The organism is Streptomyces sp. NPDC003016 (assembly GCF_053591455.1).
Map to the genome: position 1 here is coordinate 1 of NZ_JBSFTV010000072.1, position 17,466 is coordinate 17,466.

Genomic DNA, 17,466 nt, shown 5'->3' on the forward strand with positions numbered 1-17,466 from the left:
CTCGGCTTCCGGAGCCGGGTCGCGGGGCCGGGTCGCAGGGCTGGGTCAGAGGGCTGGGCACCGGATCCGAATCCGGTGCGCGCCCCTTCCGTGCGCGCAGGGGTACGGCGGGACTACCAGGCGGTCTTCGCGGTCTTCTCGGTGGGCAGGAACACCCACAGCGCCAGGTACAGCAGGAACTGCGGTCCGGGCAGCAGGCACGAGAGCACGAAGACCGCTCGCACCGTGTTCGCGGAAGTGCCGAAGCGCCGTGCCAGCGCAGCGCACACTCCACCGATCACTCGGCCGTTACGGGGGCGGACAAGGGCTGTCATGGCGGGCTCCTCGCGAACTGGTCCGGGGGTCACTTCCGGTGTGCCTCCCGGTACCTCCATCCTGCTCGCCCGGACCGGTCCGAAGCGTCGCCCTACGGGGCGATCCCGACCCTGGGAATCGTCGGGGTGGGCCCCTGAGAGACCTCCTCCCGCAGTACGGGCCCGTCCGGCACCCGCTCCTGCCTGCGGCGCAGCCGGGCCCGCCCCACCGGTACGACCGCCAGGTGCGCCAGCGCGACCCCGGCCGTGTTCAGCAGGACCGAGTCCACATCGACGACCTGGCCCGGCACCCCGGTCTGGAGCAGTTCGATCGCCAGCGAGAACAGCGCCCCCGCCAGGGCCGTACGGGCCAGCGAGGCCACCGGCGAGACGGAGAGCCGGCCGCCCGCCATCGGCAGCAGTATGCCCAGCGGCGCCAGCAGCAGGAGCCCCTCGCAGATCCGCCGGGCGGCCGGGGCGGGGCCGAGCGCCAGATCCGCCTCGATGCCGGCCAGCGGATGGAAGTTCGGTGAGGTCACCCACGGGACGTCCAGGGGACGCAGGGTCAGCCACCCGACGAGCAGCAGGTGCGCGAGGAGGAGGAGTCCTCCCGCCGCGCGGAAGCGGATGATGACGGCGCTGCCGTCCGAGCCATGACGCACGCACTCCAGGACGCGGTCACCGGGACGATCGGTTCCGCTCCGGGCGGCGGTGTGACGAACCGGGCCCGCACCTCACCCGGACGGGCCCGTGCGGGCCGCGACCGGTACGCCCGGAAGCCGGGACGGATCAGTGCGAAGGCGGGATCAGCGCGAAGGCGGGACCAGCGCCGAGGCAGGGTCAGCGCGAAGGCAGGATCTCGCCGAGGGCGGGCACCGACTCGGGACGGGACTTCAGCGCCGCCGTGCACCGGTAGGCGCGCACCGGGTCGTCGGAAGGGCCGCCGAGCACCACGGACCGGTCGGATCCGGACGCCGCGCTGTCCGCGTACGTACAGACGATCTGAGCCAGTGCGTGCGCGGGCAGGTCCTCGGGCCGGCTGCTGAGCCGCAGCGCCCCCCGGGGGTCGCCCTCGCGCGCCCCGGAAACGGCCAGTGGCTCCCGTACGTCCGTGGTGAACCCCGCCTGCTTCTCCTCGTCCGAAGGCTCCTTCCGGAGCTCGTCGAGAAGCGTCTGCGCGACCCGCACCCGGCCGGACACCGGCTTCTCCCCGGGGGCCCGCACAGCCCGGTCCACCGGGACCAGCTGCGCGCCGCAGACCAGGTACACCTGGAGCGCGATGCCGGGGGCCGCCGGGGAGGAGGCGTCCTCCGCCGACAGCTCGCACGGCACCCGGGACGGTGCGGCGCCCGCCTCGACCGGCACCGAAGTGGTCCTGATCCCGCACCCGGCGAGCACGGCGCACAGCGCGGCGAGGCCCACGAGACGGGCCGGCCCGCGCTTCACTGTTCTTCGCACTCCTCCCCCTCCCTCACACCGTCGTTCTCCTCGCCGTCCGCGGACCGCGACACGTCGAGCGGCAGCCGCAGTACGAAGACCGCGCCGCCGTCGGCCGAATTCGCCGCGGTGATGTCCCCGCCGTGGATGTGCGCGTTCTCCATGGCGATGGACAGGCCGAGCCCGCTGCCCTCGGAGCGCGGCCGTGACGCGCTCGCCTTGTAGAAGCGGTCGAAGACGTGCGGCAGTACGTCCTCGGGGATGCCGGGGCCGTGGTCCCGTACCTCGATGAACAGCTCGTGGCCGGCGGTCCGCACCGACACCCGCACCGGGGAGCCGCCGTGCTTGAGCGCGTTGCCGATCAGGTTCGCCAGGATGACGTCCAGGCGGCGCGGGTCGAGGCGCGCCATGATGCCGCGCTCGGCGTCGAGGTCCACCGCGTCCAGCCACGCGCGGGCGTCGATGCAGGCGGTCACCTGGTCCGCGACGTCGACGTCGTCGAGGACGAGACGGGCCGTACCCGCGTCGAAGCGGGTCACCTCCATCAGGTTCTCGACGAGGTCGTTCAGGCGCCGCGTCTCGCTCACCACCAGGTGCACGGCGGGCGCGATCATCGGGTCGAGGTTGTCCGCCTCGTCCTCCAGGACCTCGGCCACCGCGGTGATCGCGGTCAGCGGGGTGCGCAGCTCGTGCGACATGTCGGCGACGAACCGCCGGCTCGACTCCTCCCGCGCGCTCATGTCCGCGACCTTCTTCTCCAGCGACTCCGCTGTCTTGTTGAACGTCCGCGACAGGTCGGCCAGTTCGTCCGTGCCCGACACCCTCAGCCGGGTGTCGAGCTTCCCCTCACCGAGCCGCCGCGCCGCGTCCCCGAGCCGCTGCACGGGCTTGAGCACGGTCGTCGCGGCCGCCTGGGCGAGCAGCGCGGAGCCCAGCAGCGCGAGCGCGGTGGCGATCGCGAGGGACCAGGCCAGCGAGTTGAGGTCGTCGCGCTCCTGCTCCAGGGAGGTGACCATGTAACCGGTGGGCCCGCCGCCGATCACCTTCGTGCCCGCCACCAGGAGCGGCTTCCCCCTCGGGCTGACGCGCACCCAGTAGAGGTGGTGCGGGAACTCGTTGGCGTCCGTGACCTTCTGCCGCCGGTCCACCGCGTCCTGGAGCTGCTGCGGTACGTCGTCGAGCGTCAGGGTGTCGATGTCGGAGGTCCCGGCGATCGGCTTGCCCGCCGCCCGCTCGTCCACCAGGAGCACGCTGTAGCCGGTGCTGCCGCCGGCCGCCATCTGCGCCGCGGCGGACTGGAGTTCGGCCTGCGTCGGATGCAGCGGCAGCGTGGCCGCGCGGCTCTGCATCTCCTGCCGGAAGTCCTTGAGCGCCGCGTCCTGGGTGCGGGTCAGCACCGCCTCGCGGTTGAGCCAGTACGCGATGCCCGACGCGGAGACGGCGGCCGTCAGCGCCACCAGGGCGAAGACGACGACGAGCCGCAGCCGCAGACTGGTCAGGCGCAGCCCCGCCAGCAGCGTCCTGCGGGAAGCAGCGCTCACGAAGGCGAGTCCAGCCGGTAACCGACGCCCCGGACCGTACGGATGAGGGTCGGCGACGACGGTACGTCCTCGACCTTGGCCCGCAGCCGCTGCACGCACGCGTCGACCAGCCGTGAGTCGCCGAGGTAGTCGTGCTCCCACACCAGCCGCAGCAACTGCTGGCGCGAAAGGGCCTGCCCGGGGCGGCGGCTCAGCTCCAGCAGCAGCCGCAGCTCGGTCGGGGTGAGCTGAAGGTCCTCGCCGTTCTTGGTGACCGTCATGGCGGACCGGTCGATGACGACGCCGCCGAAGACGGCGGCGTCGTTGGCCTCCCGCTCGCCCCGCCGCAGCACCGCGCGGATACGGGCGTCGAGGACCCGCCCCTGCACCGGCTTGACGACGTAGTCGTCGGCGCCCGACTCCAGGCCGACCACCACGTCGATGTCGTCGCTGCGCGCGGTCAGCAGGATGATGGGCAGCTGGTCCGTGCGCCTGATGCGCCGGCACACCTCGAATCCGTCGATGCCGGGCAGCATCACGTCCAGCACGATCAGATCCGGCCGCTGCTCGCGCAGCAGCCTCAGGCCGTCTTCTCCCGTCGCCGCGGTGGCCACTCGGTGGCCCTGGCGTGACAGGGAGAGTTCGAGGGCCGTGCGGATGGCGTCGTCGTCCTCGATCAGCAACAGGAAAGGCACAGAGGCCATTCTGGCCCATGGGGGAGGGGCAGTTCGACCGTCGGGTGCGCCCCCGCCCCTGTGACAGGGCTGTGACAGTCGGCGGACACCGCGATGAAACTGCCCGGGCAAGCTCATTGGCACACGGACAGCGACGGACTCCACCGACGGGGGGCGCGAGATGAACGCACTGCACAGCACCAACTCCAGCGCAGTTGTCACGCGTCTCCACGACCTCACGAGGAACACCGAGAAGTCCGGTGCCGTGAGCCTGCGGGGGTGTGCTCGTGGCACCGGGCGCCAGCGCACGCAGGCCGTGCAGGCCGTGCATGTGGCTGCGGTGCCCGACGTGTTCGCGGGGGGCGACGGGGGGCACGGGGGAGCGGCGTACCGGGAGGCCGCGGGGGAAGGGGCTTCGGGGCCGGAGGCGGAATTCACCGCCTACGTCCGGGAGCGCCGTGCCTCCCTGTACGCCACCGCCTACCACCTGACCGGCGACCGGTTCGAGGCCGAGGACCTGCTGCAGAGCGCCCTCTTCTCGACGTACCGCGCCTGGGACAGGATCAGCGACAAGGCGGCGGTCGGCGGCTACCTGCGCCGCACGATGACGAACCTGCACATCAGCGCCTGGCGCAGGCGCAAGCTCAACGAATACCCGACCGAGGAACTGCCGGAGACGGCGAACGACACGGACGCGATGCGCGGCACCGAGCTGCGCGCCGTGCTCTGGCAGGCGCTCGCCCGGCTGCCCGAACTCCAGCGCACGATGCTGGTCCTGCGGTACTACGAGGGCCGCACCGACCCGGAGATCGCGGACATCCTCGACATCAGTGTCGGCACGGTCAAGAGCAGCATCTGGCGTTCACTGCGCCGGCTGCGCGAGGACGAGGCCCTCAGCTTCGGCCGTGACGAGGAAGAGTCCTTCGGCGAGCTGGTGGCCTGAAGGCACCCGGGGGGACGGGGGTGGGGGCCGCGGTTTCGGGGGAAACGGCGGAAGCCCACGGGGGGAGACGCAGCGGGGCCGGACGGGCCGGGGGGTCCTGTCCGGCCCCGCTGTACGTCATTTCGGCGGTCGCGGGCAGGGGGCGCCCGAAGAGCGGTGCCGCCGGAGCGGCGCCGTTCGCACGAGCGGTACCGCTAGCGCGCCGCGGGCGTCCGGCGGCAGCGGCCCGCGGCCGCCGCGGCCAGCCGGCCCAGCGCCTCCTCCTTGCCGCAGGGGTGCGCCCCGAGCGCCGTCTGGCGCCCCACGATCGCCCGCTCGGCCCGCATCAGCCGCCAGCCCCTGCGCAGCAGGAACGGCACCGACTTGCGGCCCTCCCGCAGGTCCCGGAGCAGCCGCCGCCTGAAGGTCGTCGTGGGACGCCCGCGCAGGCAGAGCGCGTCCGCGAGTACGTCCAGCTCCTGGCAGCGCGCCACGATGTCCGCGGCGAAGATCCCCTCGGCCACGAACAGGGGCGTGCGCCCGATGTCGAGCGCTTCCCTGTCCACCCGCGCGCTGGCGGCGATGTCGTAGACGGGGACGGTCGTACGCCCCGTACGGCACAGCTCCTCGATCGCCGCGACGGCGGCGTCCGCGTCCCAGGACAGCGGGGAGTCCCAGTCGATGTCCGTACCCCCCACGACCTGCGGGAGCGTGGGGTCGTCGCCCTCCTTGTAGAAGTCGTCGAGGCGCAGCACGGGCAGGCCCGTACGGGCGGCGAGTGACGACTTTCCGGAACCGGAGGGGCCCGAAAGCAGGACGACGCGCGGGGGGATGGGGGATGAGCTCACAGGGGACAAGTGTGCGGCATGGACCCGGGCGGGGGACTCCGCCGGGTACTTCTTGGTATCAGCATCACATCTCAACTACGGTGCGTGCTCTCGTGATGACTCACTCGGACGGGAGTCCCATGGCACGTCACACCCCTTCCAGCTCCCCGCGGCACGCGCTCCTGCGCGTCGGCCTCGCCGTCACGGCCGCCGGCGCGGCCCTCGCGGCGGGCGGCGGCGCGGCGCAGGCGGCCGGGGCGCCGCCGGGGAGCGCCGGCGCGGCGGCCACCGGCCGGGCCCTCACCGAGGGACTCGGGCATGCCGCCGCCGGCGGGGCCGTCCCGGTCAAGACCCTCCCGTTGAACCCGATGGCCGGGACGGGGGTGGACCCGCTGGACAACTCGCTGGGCACCCAGGTCGCCGACTTCAAGCCGGTCGGCACCTCGGCGGTCACCGCCCCGCTCACGCGGGGCGACGCGCTCCAGGACCTGCCGGCGGCGGGTCTGCTCCCGGGCTGACCCGCCCGGCCCGCACGGGCACGGCCCGCCCGGACACCCGGACGCACGGGCACCCGGGCACCCGGGCACACGGATGGGCCCCGTACCGGATCGAGCGGTACGGGGCCCATCCGCAGGGGGGCGGGGGTCAGTAGGCGGAGCCGGACGCGCCCAGGGAGCCCGTCGGGTGCCACACCGTCTTGGTTTCGAGGAAGGCCGTCAGGCGGTGCGTGCCGGGGTCGGCCGACCAGTCCACGGGCTGGGGACGCAGAACCCGCTTGAGGTTGTCCGCGGCGGCGATCTCCAGATCGCGCGCCAGGTCCGCGTCCGCGCCCGTGAGGTCGATCGCGTTGACGTCCTGGTGCGAGGCGAGCGGCGCCGCGATCTCCTGCGTACGCCCGGTCAGGATGTTGACCACACCGCCCGGCAGGTCGGACGTGGCCAGGACCTCGCCGAGGGAGAGCGCGGGCAGCGGGGACTTCTCCGACGCGACGACGACGGCCGTGTTGCCCGTCGCGATCACCGGGGCGATCACCGAGACGAGACCCAGGAAGGACGACTCCTGGGGGGCGACGACGCTGACGACGCCCGTGGGCTCGGGGGTGGAGAGGTTGAAGAACGGGCCCGCGACCGGGTTCGCGCCGCCCACGATCTGGGCGATCTTGTCGGTCCAGCCCGCGTACCAGACCCAGCGGTCGATCGCCGCGTCGACGGCGGCGGCGGCCTTCGCCCTCGACAGGCCCTCGGCGTCCGCGACTTCGCGCACGAACTGGTCCTTGCGGCCCTCCAGCATCTCGGCGATGCGGTAGAGGACCTGGCCCCGGTTGTACGCCGTCGCGCCCGACCAGCCGCCGAACGCCTTGCGCGCCGCGACGACCGCGTCACGCGCGTCCTTGCGGGAGGCGAGGGGAGCGTTCGCCAGCCACTTGTTCCTGCCCGCCGCGCCGGCGGCTGATGCTGCTGTCGTCACCTCGTACACCCGGCCGCTCTCGCTCCGTGGGAACTTGCCCCCGACGTACAGCTTGTAGGTCTTGAAGACAGAAAGTCGCTCAGACATCGAGGTACGCCTCCAGGCCGTGGCGGCCGCCTTCGCGGCCGGAGCCCGACTCCTTGTAGCCGCCGAAGGGCGAGGTCGGGTCGAACTTGTTGAACGTGTTGGCCCAGACGACGCCCGCGCGGAGCTTGCCGGCGACCGCGAGGATCCGCGAACCCTTCTCCGTCCAGATGCCTGCCGACAGGCCGTACTGGGTGTTGTTGGCCTTGGCGACGGCCTCGTCGGGGGTACGGAACGACAGCACCGACAGCACCGGGCCGAAGATCTCGTCGCGCGCGACGGTGTGCGCCTGCGTGACGCCCGTGAAGAGCGTCGGCGCGAACCAGTAGCCGGAGGAGGGGAGGTCGCACGGCGCCGACCAGCGCTCGGCGCCCTCCGCCTCGCCGGTCTCGGCGAGCGCGGTGATACGGGCCAGCTGCTCGGCGGAGTTGATGGCGCCGATGTCGGTGTTCTTGTCCAGCGGGTCGCCCAGGCGCAGGGTGGAGAGCCTGCGCTTGAGGGAGTCGAGCAGCTCGTCCTGGATCGACTCCTGCACGAGGAGGCGGGACCCGGCGCAGCAGACCTGGCCCTGGTTGAAGAAGATGCCGGTGACGACGCCCTCGACGGCCTGGTCGATCGGGGCGTCGTCGAAGACGATGTTCGCGCCCTTGCCGCCGAGCTCCAGGGTGACCTTCTTGTCCGTGCCCGCCACCTGGCGGGCGATCGCCTTGCCGACGGCCGTGGAGCCGGTGAAGGCGACCTTGTTCACGTCCGGGTGCCCGACGAGCGCGGCGCCCGCATCCCCGTAACCGGGAAGGATGTTGACGACGCCCTTGGGCAGGCCCGCCTGGCGGCAGATGTCCGCGAAGAAGAGGGCGGAGAGCGGGGTCGTCTCGGCCGGCTTCAGGACGACCGTGTTGCCCGTGGCGAGCGCCGGGGCGATCTTCCACGCGAGCATGAGGAGGGGGAAGTTCCAGGGGATGACCTGGCCCGCGACGCCCAGGGGACGCGGGTTCGGCCCGTACCCGGCGTGGTCGAGCTTGTCGGCCCAGCCCGCGTAGTAGAAGAAGTGCGCGGCGACCAGGGGGAGGTCCGCGTCGCGGGTCTCCTTGATCGGCTTGCCGTTGTCGAGGGTCTCCAGGACGGCCAGCTCGCGCGAGCGCTCCTGGATGATCCGCGCGATGCGGAAGAGGTACTTGGCGCGCTCGGAGCCGGGCAGCGCGGACCACGTGTCGAAGGCCCTGCGGGCCGCCTTCACGGCGCGGTCGACGTCCTCGGCGCCTGCGCGTGCCACCTCGGAGAGGACCTCCTCGGTGGACGGCGAGACGGTCTTGAAGACCTTGCCGTCGGCCGCGTCGGTGAACTCGCCGTCGATGAACAGGCCGTAGGACGGCGCGATGTCGACGACCGAGCGCGACTCGGGAGCGGGTGCGTACTCGAATACAGATGCCATGGTGATCAGTCCACCGTCACGTAGTCGGGACCGGAGTAACGGCCGGTGCTCAGCTTCTGCCGCTGCATCAGCAGGTCGTTCAGCAGCGAGGACGCGCCGAAGCGGAACCATTCGTTGCTGAGCCAGTCCTCGCCGACGGTCTCGTTGACCAGCACCAGGAACTTGATCGCGTCCTTGGTGGAGCGGATGCCGCCGGCCGGCTTCACGCCGACCTGGATTCCGGTCTGCGCCTTGAAGTCGCGTACGGCCTCGAGCATCAGCAGGGTGTTGGGCGGGGTGGCGTTCACGCCCACCTTGCCGGTGGAGGTCTTGATGAAGTCCGCGCCCGCCAGCATCCCGAGCCAGGACGCGCGGCGGATGTTGTCGTACGTCGACAGCTCGCCGGTCTCGAAGATGACCTTCAGGCGGGCCTTGTCGCCGCACTCGGCCTTCACGGCCACGATCTCCTCGTGGACCTTCAGGTAGTGACCGGAGAGGAAGGCTCCCCGGTCGATCACCATGTCGATCTCGTCGGCGCCGGCGGCGACCGCGTCGCGCACGTCCGCGAGCTTCACGGGGAGCGCGGCACGGCCCGCCGGGAAGGCGGTGGCGACGGAGGCGACCTTGATGCCGGTGCCGGCCAGGGCGTCCTTGGCGGTGGCCGCCATGTCCGGGTAGACGCAGATCGCGGCTACGCGCGGCGTCGTCCGGTCGGTCGGGTCCGGGTGGGCGCCCTTGGCGCAGAGCGCCCGGACCTTGCCCGGGGTGTCCGCGCCTTCGAGCGTGGTGAGGTCGATCATCGAGATGGCCAGGTCGATGGCGTACGCCTTCGACGTGGTCTTGACCGAACGGGTGCCGAGGGACGCGGCGCGCGCTTCCAGGCCGACGGGGTCCACGCCGGGGAGCCCGTGCAGGAAGCGGCGCAGCGCGGCGTCGGACGTGGTCACGTCGGCGAACGCGGATGCGGGTGCGGTGGTGGGCATGGTCACCACTGCAGCATATCTACGCGCGTAGCGGCCTGTACACCCCCGGCCCCGGCCGAGCCTGTGTGACGTGAGGCAGAATCGGCCGCATGACAAGCAGCCCCAACGGCCCCGCAGGCCCCGGCGACCCCGGCCGGCCCGACGAGCCGCCGTACGCCGACCGCGTCTTCCGGTCGTCCTCCGCCCTCGGCGGCGGTGTTCTGGTCCTTCTGCTGGCCGCCTGGGTCGGCGGCGACGCGCTGGTGCGCGGGGAGGGGCGTACGCCGTGGGCCGCCGTGGCGGGGCTGCTGTTCGCCGTGCCGCTGGTGGTGGCGTTCACGCTGCGGCCCGCCGTGTACGCCAACGACGACCGGCTCCGGATCCGCAATCCCTTCCGTACGATCACGCTGCCCTGGGGGGCGGTCGAGGGCGTACGGGCCGGTTACTCCAGCGAGGTCTTCGCGGGTGGCCGGAAGTACCAGCTGTGGGCCGTGCCCGTCTCGCTGCGCCAGCGCAAGCGCGTCGCCCGGCAGCAGGCCAGGCAGGCGTCCGACGATCCGTACGGCAGGACGTCCGCGACCGCCGACGTCACCGACGCGCGGGCGCGCCGGGCGCCCGCCGACCAGATCGTCGACGACCTGCGCGAGCAGGCCGAGCGGTGCGCCGCCCGGCCGACCGCGCAGGGCGGGCCCACCGTCCGCTGGGCTTACGGGATCATCGTGCCGTGCGCGGTGGGCGCCGTCGCGCTCGCGGTGCTTCTCGCCACGGGGTGAGGCGTGCGGGCGGGTGCGGTGGACGTCTTTCGCGGGGGCTTCGGGGCCGGTGCCGCGCCGGGGCGTCTCTCGGGCGCCGAACGTCCGGGTACGGCGTGGGCTTCGGGGTGGCTGCGTTCGACGCCCTGCGGGGAGCGCCCCGACGCGTCCCCTCCCGCCACCGTGGCGTGCTCGGCTGACCTGCGGCGGGCCCGGCAGGCGCTCGGCGGCGCAGAGCAGGAACAGGTGCGGCCTCGACTGCTGGAGCAGAATGCTCCGCATCCCGCGCACGGCACTCGCGCCACCGGTACGCAAACCACCCGGGCGGCCGGTCCCGGGCAGGGGGCCGGCCGCCCGGGTGGCGTGTGTCGCGCTCAGATGCCGGCGGCGGCCGCCAGGTCCCGCTTGAGGGCGGCGAGGACGGACCCGGCCCGCTCCTTGGCGGTCGCCAGCTCGCTCGCGCCGGCTACCGGGACGACGGTCTCCAGGTAGCACTTGAGCTTCGGCTCGGTGCCGCTCGGCCGGACGATCACGCGGGCCTTCACCTCACCGTCCAGGTAGTAGCGGAGGCCGTCGGTCGGCGGCAGCTTGTCGGTGCCGCGCGTGAGGTCCTCGGCGGAGGTGACGGCCAGGCCGGCGAGCGCGGTGGGCGGCTGGGCGCGCAGCCGGGCCATCGCGTCGGCGATCACGGTGAGGTCCTGGACGCGGACCGACAGCTGGTCGGTGGCGTGCAGGCCGTGCTCGACGGCGAGGTCGTCGAGCAGGTCGAGGAGCGTGCGGTCCTGCTCCTTGAGCACGGAGGCGAGCTCGGCGACGGCGAGCGCCGCCGTGATGCCGTCCTTGTCGCGTACGCCCTCGGGGTCGACGCAGTAGCCGAGGGCCTCCTCGTAGCCGTAGCGCAGGTCCTCGACGCGGGCGATCCACTTGAAGCCGGTCAGGGTCTCCTCGTACGCCAGGCCCGCGGCGGCGGCGATCCGGCCGAGCAGCGACGACGAGACGATCGACTCGGCGAACGTGCCGCGCGCGCCCTTGTGCACGAGGTGCGCGGCGAGCAGCGCGCCGACCTCGTCGCCGCGCAGCATCCGCCACTCCTCGGTGCCGGGCACGGGCACGGCGACGGCGCAGCGGTCCGCGTCCGGGTCGTTCGCGATGATCAGGTCGGGCTCCGCGCGGCGGGCGGTGGCGAAGGCCAGGTCCATCGCCCCCGGCTCCTCCGGGTTGGGGAAGGCGACCGTCGGGAAGTCCGGGTCCGGCTCGGCCTGCTCGGCCACGAGCACGGGCTCGGGGAAGCCGGCGCGGGCGAAGGCGGCCAGGAGGACGTCCTTGCCGACGCCGTGCATGGCCGTGTAGACGGTGCGGGCGGTGCGCGGGGACCCGGCGGTCAGGACCTCGTCCGTACGGGCGAGATAGGCCTCCAGGACCTCCTCGTCGAGCGTGAACCAGCCGTCCTCGGGGCGCGGTACGTCCGCGAGGGAGCGCACGGCCGCGATCTCGGCCGCGATCTCGGCGTCGGCGGGCGGCACGATCTGCGAGCCGTCGCCGAGGTAGACCTTGTAGCCGTTGTCGCGGGGCGGGTTGTGGCTCGCGGTGACCTCGACGCCGGCGACGGCGCCCAGGTGCCTTATGGCGAAGGCCAGGACGGGGGTGGGCAGCGGGCGGGGCAGCAGGGCGGCGCGCAGCCCGGCGCCGGTCATCACGGCGGCGGTGTCGCGGGCGAAGTCGGCGCTCTTGTGCCGGGCGTCGTAGCCGATGACGACGAGGCCGTCGGTCTGCCCCTTCGCCTTCAGGTACGCGGCGAGGCCGGCGGCGGCCCTGATGACGACGGCGCGGTTCATCCGCATGGGGCCCGCGCCGAGCTCTCCGCGCAGTCCTGCCGTGCCGAACTGCAGCGTGCCGGCGAACCGGGCGGCGAGCTCGCCCAGGTCCTCCGCGTCGATGAGCTTGCCGAGCTCCTCGCGGGTCTCGCTGTCCGGGTCCTCGGCCAGCCAGGCCTGCGCCCGTGCGATCAGCTCCTGCTCCTGCTGCACGATGTGGTCCACCTCTCGAGTGTGCGTTCCGATTCGCCTGCGGCGTGCTTGTTCCCCGCCCCGCCCCTCCCCGAACTGGGGCCGGAGGGCGTTCGGGTCAGATCCGCTCGAGGACCTGGGCCAGGAGTGCGCCCATCCGGGTGGCCGAGTCGCGGCCGGCCTGGAGGACTTCCTCGTGGTTGAGCGGCTCGCCCGTCAGACCCGCGGCCAGGTTGGTGACCAGGGAGATGCCGAGCACCTCCGCGCCCGCCTCGCGCGCGGCGATGGCCTCCAGGACCGTGGACATGCCGACCAGGTCGCCGCCCATCACGCGGACCATGTTGATCTCGGCGGGGGTCTCGTAGTGCGGGCCGGGGAACTGGACGTACACGCCCTCCTCCAGGGTGGCGTCCACCTCCTTGCACAGCGTGCGCAGGCGCGGCGAGTACAGGTCCGTCAGGTCCACGAAGTTCGCCCCGATGATCGGCGAGGTGGCCGTCAGGTTGATGTGGTCGCTGATCAGGACCGGCTGGCCGGGGCGCATGCCCGGACGCAGGCCGCCGCAGCCGTTGGTGAGGACGATGGTCTTGCAGCCGGCGGCGACGGCGGTACGGACGCCGTGCGAGACGGCGGCGACACCGCGGCCCTCGTAGTAGTGCGTACGGCCGAGGAAGACCAGGGCGCGCTTGTCGCCGATCTTGTACGAGCGGACCGTGCCCGCGTGTCCGGCGACGGCCGGCGGCGGGAAGCCGGGCAGCTCGGTGACCGGGAACTCGTGCTCGGGCGCGCCCAGCGCCTCGGCGGCGGGCACCCAGCCCGACCCCATCACGAGGGCGACGTCGTGGGTCTCGGCGCCGGTCAGCTCGCGCAGGCGGGCGGCGGCGTCGTCGGCTGCCGCATGGGGGTCGGCGAAGCCGTCGGTCGGGGCGGGGGTAACAGATGCGTTCACGCCGACGAGGGTAACCGGTGAATCCCTACGCGCGTAGATGTCGCTGTGGACGGTGTTTCGATCGTTGCCTTGGCGGATCGGACAAACGCCCCGGCGCCCCGCGTCAGCAGGGGCGTTTGCGCAGCTCCATGATGTAGTCGTGCGGTGCGCCCGCCGACTCCGCCGCATCGGCGATCTCGCCCAGGTAGCGCGCCGAGGGCAGCCCGCCCTCGTACCCGTTCAGGACGTACAGCCAGGTCGGCTCCTCGCCGTCCAGGGTGTGCACCCGCACCCGCATCCGGCGGTAGATGTCGAGTCCGACACCCTCCCAGCGGTCCATGGAGTCCTCGTCCATGGGGGCGATGTCGTACAGCGCGACGAAGACCTGGGAACGCGGGGCCTCCACGATGGTGGCGAGCGCGCCCTCCCAGCCCATCGCCTCCCCGCCGAAGGTCAGCCGCCAGCCGTTGAGCCAGCCGGTCCCGCGCAGCGGTGAGTGCGGTGCGCGGCGCGTCATCAGCCGCGCGTCGAGGTTGCCGGCGTACGCGGCGTAGAGCGACATGTGGTCGAGGGTACGGGAGGGGGTGGGGCGGCGGGGCCCGCAGAGCGCCGCGCCCGGATGGAGGGCCCCGGGGCGAAGCACTTTGAAGCGTGCGGGAGAATGGAGTACGTACTGCATTCCCCCCGGGCGATCCCCGGATCCCCGGCCGAGCAGGCAGGCGGGCCGGGATTGACCATGCGAGGCGGACTTTTTCGTGACCCGGATCGTGATCATCGGTGGCGGACCCGGCGGATACGAGGCGGCCCTGGTGGGCGCCCAGCTCGGCGCGGAGGTGACCGTCGTCGACCGTGACGGCCTGGGCGGGGCGTCGGTGCTCACCGACTGCGTACCGTCCAAGACCCTGATCGCCACGGCCGAGGTGATGACGACCTTCGACTCTTCGTACGAGGAGTTGGGCATCATCGTCGCCGACGACACGCCGCACGTCGAGCAGGCGGCCCGCGTGGTCGGCGTGGACCTGGGCAAGGTCAACCGCCGCGTGAAGCGCCTCGCGCTCGCGCAGTCCCACGACATCACCGCGTCCGTCACCCGTGCGGGCGCGCGCGTGCTGCGCGGCCGCGGCCGCCTGGAGGGCCAGCAGGGCGCCGACGGCTCGCGCACCGTCGTCGTCACCGACGCGGACGGCGAGGTGGAGCGCATCACCGCCGACGCCGTGCTGATCGCGACCGGCGGGCACCCGCGCGAGATCCCCGACGCGCTCCCGGACGGCGAGCGGATCCTGAACTGGACGCAGGTGTACGACCTGGACGAGCTCCCCGAGGAGCTCATCGTGGTCGGCTCCGGCGTCACCGGCGCCGAGTTCGCCGGCGCGTACCAGGCACTCGGCTCGCGCGTCACCCTCGTCTCCTCCCGCGACCGCGTGCTGCCCGGCGAGGACCCGGACGCCGCCGCCGTCCTGGAGGACGTCTTCCGGCGCCGCGGCATGAACGTCATGGCGCGCTCGCGGGCCGAGTCGGCCAAGCGGGTCGGCGACCGGGTGGAGGTGACCCTCTCCGACGGGCGCGTCATCACCGGCACCCACTGCCTGATGGCCGTCGGCGCCATCCCGAACTCCGCGGACATGGGCCTGGAGGAGGCCGGGGTCCGGCTGAAGGACTCGGGCCACATCTGGACCGACAAGGTCTCGCGCACCACCGCGCCCGGCGTGTACGCGGCGGGCGACGTCACCGGGGTGTTCGCGCTGGCGTCGGTCGCGGCCATGCAGGGCCGGATCGCGATGTACCACTTCCTCGGTGACGCGGTCACCCCGCTGAACCTCAAGACCGTCTCGTCGAACGTCTTCACCGACCCCGAGATCGCGACGGTCGGCTACACGCAGGCGGACGTGGACGCGGGCAGGATCGACGCGCGCTCCGTGAAGCTGCCGCTGCTGCGCAACCCGCGCGCCAAGATGCAGGGCATCCGCGACGGCTTCGTCAAGATCTTCTGCCGTCCCGGTACGGGCATCGTGGTCGGCGGCTGCGTCGTCGCCCCGCGCGCCAGCGAGCTGATCCACCCGATCTCGCTCGCCGTCGACAACAACCTGACCGTGGAACAGGTCGCGAAGGCCTTCACGGTCTACCCGTCCCTGTCGGGCTCCATCGCCGAGGTGGCGCGCCAGCTGCACACCCGCAAGACGTCCGCCGAGGCGTAGCCGACACCCCCGACGCGCGGCGCGCGCAACCAGCGTGCGCCGCTTATATCACTCGGACCCTCAGTTTGCGTGCAACTTCTGCTATTCGGCGCAAACTGCTGAGAACTATAGGTCGGTCAGGTTACTGTCAGTTTCGTGTTCGCTGCAGAACGTCGCCAATTGATCCTCGAAATGGTGCGAGCCAACGGGGCTGTATCGCTCCGTGAGCTCGCCCGTGTCGTCCAGACCTCTGAAGTGACCGTACGACGGGACGTGCGGGCACTGGAGGCAGAAGGACTCCTCGACCGCCGGCACGGCGGTGCGGTACTGCCGGGCGGTTTCACGCGGGAGTCCGGCTTTCCGCAGAAATCCCATCTCGCGACCGCGGAGAAGACGGCCATCGCCGACCTCGCCGCGGGACTCGTCGAAGAGGGCGAAGCCGTCGTCGTCGGCGCCGGGACGACCACGCAGGAGCTGGCCAGACGGCTCGCCCGGGTTCCCGGGCTGACCGTCGTCACCAACTCCCTGCTGGTGGCCCAGGCGCTGGCGCACGCCAACCGGGTCGAAGTCGTCATGACCGGCGGCACGCTGCGCGGCTCGAACTACGCCCTGGTCGGCAGCGGGGCCGAGCAGTCCCTCCAGGGACTGCGGGTCTCCCGCGCCTTCCTCTCCGGCAGCGGGCTGACCGCCGAGCGCGGCCTGTCCACCTCCAACATGCTCTCCGCGAGCGTCGACCGGGCGCTGGTGCAGGCCGCCGCCGAGGTGGTGGTCCTCGCGGACCACACCAAGCTCGGGACCGACACCATGTTCCAGACGGTGCCGACCGACGTGATCACCCGTCTGGTCACCGACGAGCCGCCGTCCCACGACGACCGCGCGGCCACCGAACTGCAGGCCCTGGCCGATCAGGGAGTGCAGATCGCCGTGGCGGGGACGGGAGCGGCGGGGACCGGGGGAGAAGGCGTCCCGCCGGGACGCCAGCCCCGCCGGGACATGCCCCTGCCCGGTCAGCGGCGTACGCACCCGGGCGGCCCCGGCGCCGGGGCGCAACTGCGCTCCGCCGGATCCCTGGCGGAGCAGGCGGGGCCGGCGGAGCGGGCGCGCGTCGCCGATCTGCGCCGCCGCTGAGCCGGGCGCGTCGTACCGGCGCTCGCCGCCCCGCTACTTCTCCGCCCGCAGACCCTTCAGCGTCAGTGTCAGCAGCCGGTCGGCCAGCTCCGGATCGTCCGGGGCCTGCTCGGCTGCCAGCGCGATGGCGTTGGTCAGCTGCATCAGGTCCCCGATCGACACGTCGGGCCTGACGGAGCCGCTCTCCTGAGCCCGTACGAGCAACCGCTCGCCGGCCGCGTTCATCGGCGTACTGCACCGCGCCAGGGCCGAACTCTCGTCGCGCGAGGCCGACATGAGCGCGCGGGCGAGTCCCCGGTACTCACCCGCATGAGTGATGATCTCGCGCAGCCACGTGACGAGCGCCGAGCAGGGCGTCTCGCTGTCGGCGAGTCCCCGCGCGCGTGTGAGGAGTTCGTCCACGGCGCCCTGGAAGACCGCGCTCATCAGCGCGTGCCGGGTGGGGAAGTGCCGGTAGAGCGTTCCGATGCCCACACCGGCGCGGCGCGCGACGTCCTCCAGCGAGGCGTCGGTGCCGTGCTCGGCGAAGGCGGTACGGGCCTCGGCCAGCACGCGCTCGTAGTTGCGGCGGGCATCGGCACGCATGGGCCGTACGGCCGCCGACGAGGACGTCGGCGTCCCGGGCCTGTGTGGACTGCTCGTCGCCATCGCGTCGCCCTTCTCCTGCTCAGGTCTCCAGAATGCCATTGCGCGCCGCAGGGACCGAGTGAGCTGAGGGCCCCGCCGGTCTCGGCGGGGCCCTCAGCTCTGGTACGGCCGCTCTGCGGCTTTCTCGGCTTCCTCTGCGGCCGGACGTCAGTCCTTGATCTCGCAGATGGGGGCGCCGGAGGTGAGGGAGGCGCCGACCTCGGCGGCCAGGCCCTTGATGGTGCCCGAGCGGT

18 protein-coding genes are annotated in these 17,466 nt (G+C 72.7%); 5 read left to right on the forward strand and 13 right to left on the reverse strand.

Annotated elements, in window-relative coordinates:
- Window positions 1–113: 113 nt before the first annotated feature.
- The 5 genes from ACWDZ4_RS34115 to afsQ1 form a co-directional block, all read right to left on the reverse strand.
- A complete protein-coding gene (locus ACWDZ4_RS34115; protein ID WP_451512271.1) occupies window positions 114–314 on the reverse strand; it encodes a PspC domain-containing protein in 201 nt (66 codons plus the stop codon).
- A gap of 92 nt (window positions 315–406) precedes the next feature.
- On the reverse strand, window positions 407–955 hold the full coding sequence (locus ACWDZ4_RS34120) for a VanZ family protein (protein WP_451512272.1): 549 nt from the start codon (window positions 953–955) through the stop codon (window positions 407–409).
- Between the two features lie 178 nt (window positions 956–1,133).
- Window positions 1,134–1,751: a hypothetical protein gene (locus ACWDZ4_RS34125; RefSeq protein WP_451512273.1), complete on the reverse strand. Its 618-nt coding sequence runs from the start codon at window positions 1,749–1,751 to the stop codon at window positions 1,134–1,136.
- Window positions 1,736–3,271: a sensor histidine kinase gene (locus ACWDZ4_RS34130; RefSeq protein WP_451512274.1), complete on the reverse strand. Its 1,536-nt coding sequence runs from the start codon at window positions 3,269–3,271 to the stop codon at window positions 1,736–1,738. The genes ACWDZ4_RS34125 and ACWDZ4_RS34130 overlap by 16 nt, the downstream gene beginning before the upstream one ends.
- On the reverse strand, window positions 3,268–3,945 hold the full coding sequence (gene afsQ1, locus ACWDZ4_RS34135) for a two-component system response regulator AfsQ1 (RefSeq protein ID WP_451512287.1): 678 nt from the start codon (window positions 3,943–3,945) through the stop codon (window positions 3,268–3,270). The genes ACWDZ4_RS34130 and afsQ1 overlap by 4 nt, the downstream gene beginning before the upstream one ends.
- Before the next feature lie 160 nt (window positions 3,946–4,105).
- Here afsQ1 and ACWDZ4_RS34140 point away from each other — a divergent pair, with 160 nt between their 5' ends.
- The gene (locus tag ACWDZ4_RS34140) at window positions 4,106–4,867 is read left to right on the forward strand and encodes a SigE family RNA polymerase sigma factor (RefSeq protein WP_451512275.1); all 762 of its coding nucleotides are present in this window, start codon (window positions 4,106–4,108) and stop codon (window positions 4,865–4,867) included.
- 194 nt (window positions 4,868–5,061) lie between these two features.
- Here the strand turns inward: ACWDZ4_RS34140 and ACWDZ4_RS34145 are convergent, their stop codons facing one another.
- Complete coding sequence (locus tag ACWDZ4_RS34145) at window positions 5,062–5,694, reverse strand: ATP-binding protein (RefSeq protein ID WP_451512276.1); 633 nt, start codon at window positions 5,692–5,694, stop codon at window positions 5,062–5,064.
- A gap of 119 nt (window positions 5,695–5,813) precedes the next feature.
- Between ACWDZ4_RS34145 and ACWDZ4_RS34150 the strand changes: the two genes are divergently transcribed.
- The gene (locus ACWDZ4_RS34150) at window positions 5,814–6,191 is read left to right on the forward strand and encodes a hypothetical protein (RefSeq protein ID WP_451512277.1); all 378 of its coding nucleotides are present in this window, start codon (window positions 5,814–5,816) and stop codon (window positions 6,189–6,191) included.
- Window positions 6,192–6,318: 127 nt separating this feature from the next.
- On the opposite strand, the gene ACWDZ4_RS34155 is transcribed toward ACWDZ4_RS34150, so the two are convergent.
- Genes ACWDZ4_RS34155 through deoC form a run of 3 tightly spaced genes read right to left on the reverse strand, consistent with a single transcriptional unit; the run spans window position 6,319 to window position 9,618 of the window.
- Window positions 6,319–7,227: an aldehyde dehydrogenase family protein gene (locus ACWDZ4_RS34155; RefSeq protein WP_451512278.1), complete on the reverse strand. Its 909-nt coding sequence runs from the start codon at window positions 7,225–7,227 to the stop codon at window positions 6,319–6,321.
- Window positions 7,220–8,656 carry an aldehyde dehydrogenase family protein gene (locus tag ACWDZ4_RS34160; protein WP_451512279.1) on the reverse strand — a complete coding sequence of 479 codons (1,437 nt, stop codon included), beginning with the start codon at window positions 8,654–8,656 and terminating at the stop codon, window positions 7,220–7,222. Before ACWDZ4_RS34160 ends, ACWDZ4_RS34155 begins: the two co-directional genes overlap by 8 nt.
- Window positions 8,657–8,661: 5 nt before the next feature.
- Window positions 8,662–9,618, reverse strand: coding sequence for a deoxyribose-phosphate aldolase (gene deoC / locus ACWDZ4_RS34165; protein ID WP_451512280.1), 957 nt, complete (start codon window positions 9,616–9,618; stop codon window positions 8,662–8,664).
- An 89-nt stretch (window positions 9,619–9,707) separates the two neighbouring features.
- Between deoC and ACWDZ4_RS34170 the strand changes: the two genes are divergently transcribed.
- A complete protein-coding gene (locus tag ACWDZ4_RS34170; protein ID WP_451512281.1) occupies window positions 9,708–10,370 on the forward strand; it encodes a PH domain-containing protein in 663 nt (220 codons plus the stop codon).
- Window positions 10,371–10,723: 353 nt separating this feature from the next.
- Here ACWDZ4_RS34170 and ACWDZ4_RS34175 read toward each other — a convergent pair whose 3' ends face one another.
- The 3 genes from ACWDZ4_RS34175 to ACWDZ4_RS34185 all read right to left on the reverse strand — a co-directional run bounded on the left by ACWDZ4_RS34175 (window position 10,724) and on the right by ACWDZ4_RS34185 (window position 13,845).
- Window positions 10,724–12,376 (reverse strand): phospho-sugar mutase, encoded by a 1,653-nt coding sequence (locus tag ACWDZ4_RS34175; protein ID WP_451512288.1) that lies wholly within the window; start codon window positions 12,374–12,376, stop codon window positions 10,724–10,726.
- 97 nt (window positions 12,377–12,473) lie between these two features.
- A complete protein-coding gene (locus tag ACWDZ4_RS34180) occupies window positions 12,474–13,304 on the reverse strand; it encodes a purine-nucleoside phosphorylase (RefSeq protein ID WP_451512282.1) in 831 nt (276 codons plus the stop codon).
- A gap of 103 nt (window positions 13,305–13,407) precedes the next feature.
- On the reverse strand, window positions 13,408–13,845 hold the full coding sequence (locus tag ACWDZ4_RS34185) for a gamma-glutamylcyclotransferase (protein WP_451512283.1): 438 nt from the start codon (window positions 13,843–13,845) through the stop codon (window positions 13,408–13,410).
- Window positions 13,846–14,038: 193 nt separating this feature from the next.
- On the opposite strand from ACWDZ4_RS34185, the gene ACWDZ4_RS34190 reads away from it, so the two are divergent.
- Together ACWDZ4_RS34190 and ACWDZ4_RS34195 are read left to right on the forward strand one after the other, a co-directional pair.
- A complete protein-coding gene (locus tag ACWDZ4_RS34190; RefSeq protein WP_451512284.1) occupies window positions 14,039–15,478 on the forward strand; it encodes an NAD(P)H-quinone dehydrogenase in 1,440 nt (479 codons plus the stop codon).
- A 135-nt stretch (window positions 15,479–15,613) separates the two neighbouring features.
- Complete coding sequence (locus ACWDZ4_RS34195) at window positions 15,614–16,585, forward strand: DeoR/GlpR family DNA-binding transcription regulator (RefSeq protein WP_451512285.1); 972 nt, start codon at window positions 15,614–15,616, stop codon at window positions 16,583–16,585.
- 33 nt (window positions 16,586–16,618) lie between these two features.
- On the opposite strand, the gene ACWDZ4_RS34200 is transcribed toward ACWDZ4_RS34195, so the two are convergent.
- Window positions 16,619–17,170, reverse strand: a complete 552-nt coding sequence (locus ACWDZ4_RS34200; protein WP_451512286.1) for a TetR/AcrR family transcriptional regulator — start codon at window positions 17,168–17,170, stop codon at window positions 16,619–16,621.
- Window positions 17,171–17,466: the final 296 nt, after the last annotated feature.

Excerpts from the sequence above, each read along its gene's own strand:
- ACWDZ4_RS34140 (WP_451512275.1), top strand. The coding sequence starts at position 4,106 with ATGAACGCACTGCACAGCACCAACTCCAGCGCAGTTGTCACGCGTCTC.
- deoC (WP_451512280.1), bottom strand. The coding sequence starts at position 9,618 with ATGCCCACCACCGCACCCGCATCCGCGTTCGCCGACGTGACCACGTCC.
- ACWDZ4_RS34170 (WP_451512281.1), top strand. The coding sequence starts at position 9,708 with ATGACAAGCAGCCCCAACGGCCCCGCAGGCCCCGGCGACCCCGGCCGG.
- ACWDZ4_RS34200 (WP_451512286.1), bottom strand. The coding sequence starts at position 17,170 with ATGCGTGCCGATGCCCGCCGCAACTACGAGCGCGTGCTGGCCGAGGCC.
- ACWDZ4_RS34185 (WP_451512283.1), bottom strand. The coding sequence starts at position 13,845 with ATGTCGCTCTACGCCGCGTACGCCGGCAACCTCGACGCGCGGCTGATG.
- ACWDZ4_RS34155 (WP_451512278.1), bottom strand. The coding sequence starts at position 7,227 with ATGTCTGAGCGACTTTCTGTCTTCAAGACCTACAAGCTGTACGTCGGG.
- ACWDZ4_RS34150 (WP_451512277.1), top strand. The coding sequence starts at position 5,814 with ATGGCACGTCACACCCCTTCCAGCTCCCCGCGGCACGCGCTCCTGCGC.
- ACWDZ4_RS34160 (WP_451512279.1), bottom strand. The coding sequence starts at position 8,656 with ATGGCATCTGTATTCGAGTACGCACCCGCTCCCGAGTCGCGCTCGGTC.
- ACWDZ4_RS34115 (WP_451512271.1), bottom strand. The coding sequence starts at position 314 with ATGACAGCCCTTGTCCGCCCCCGTAACGGCCGAGTGATCGGTGGAGTG.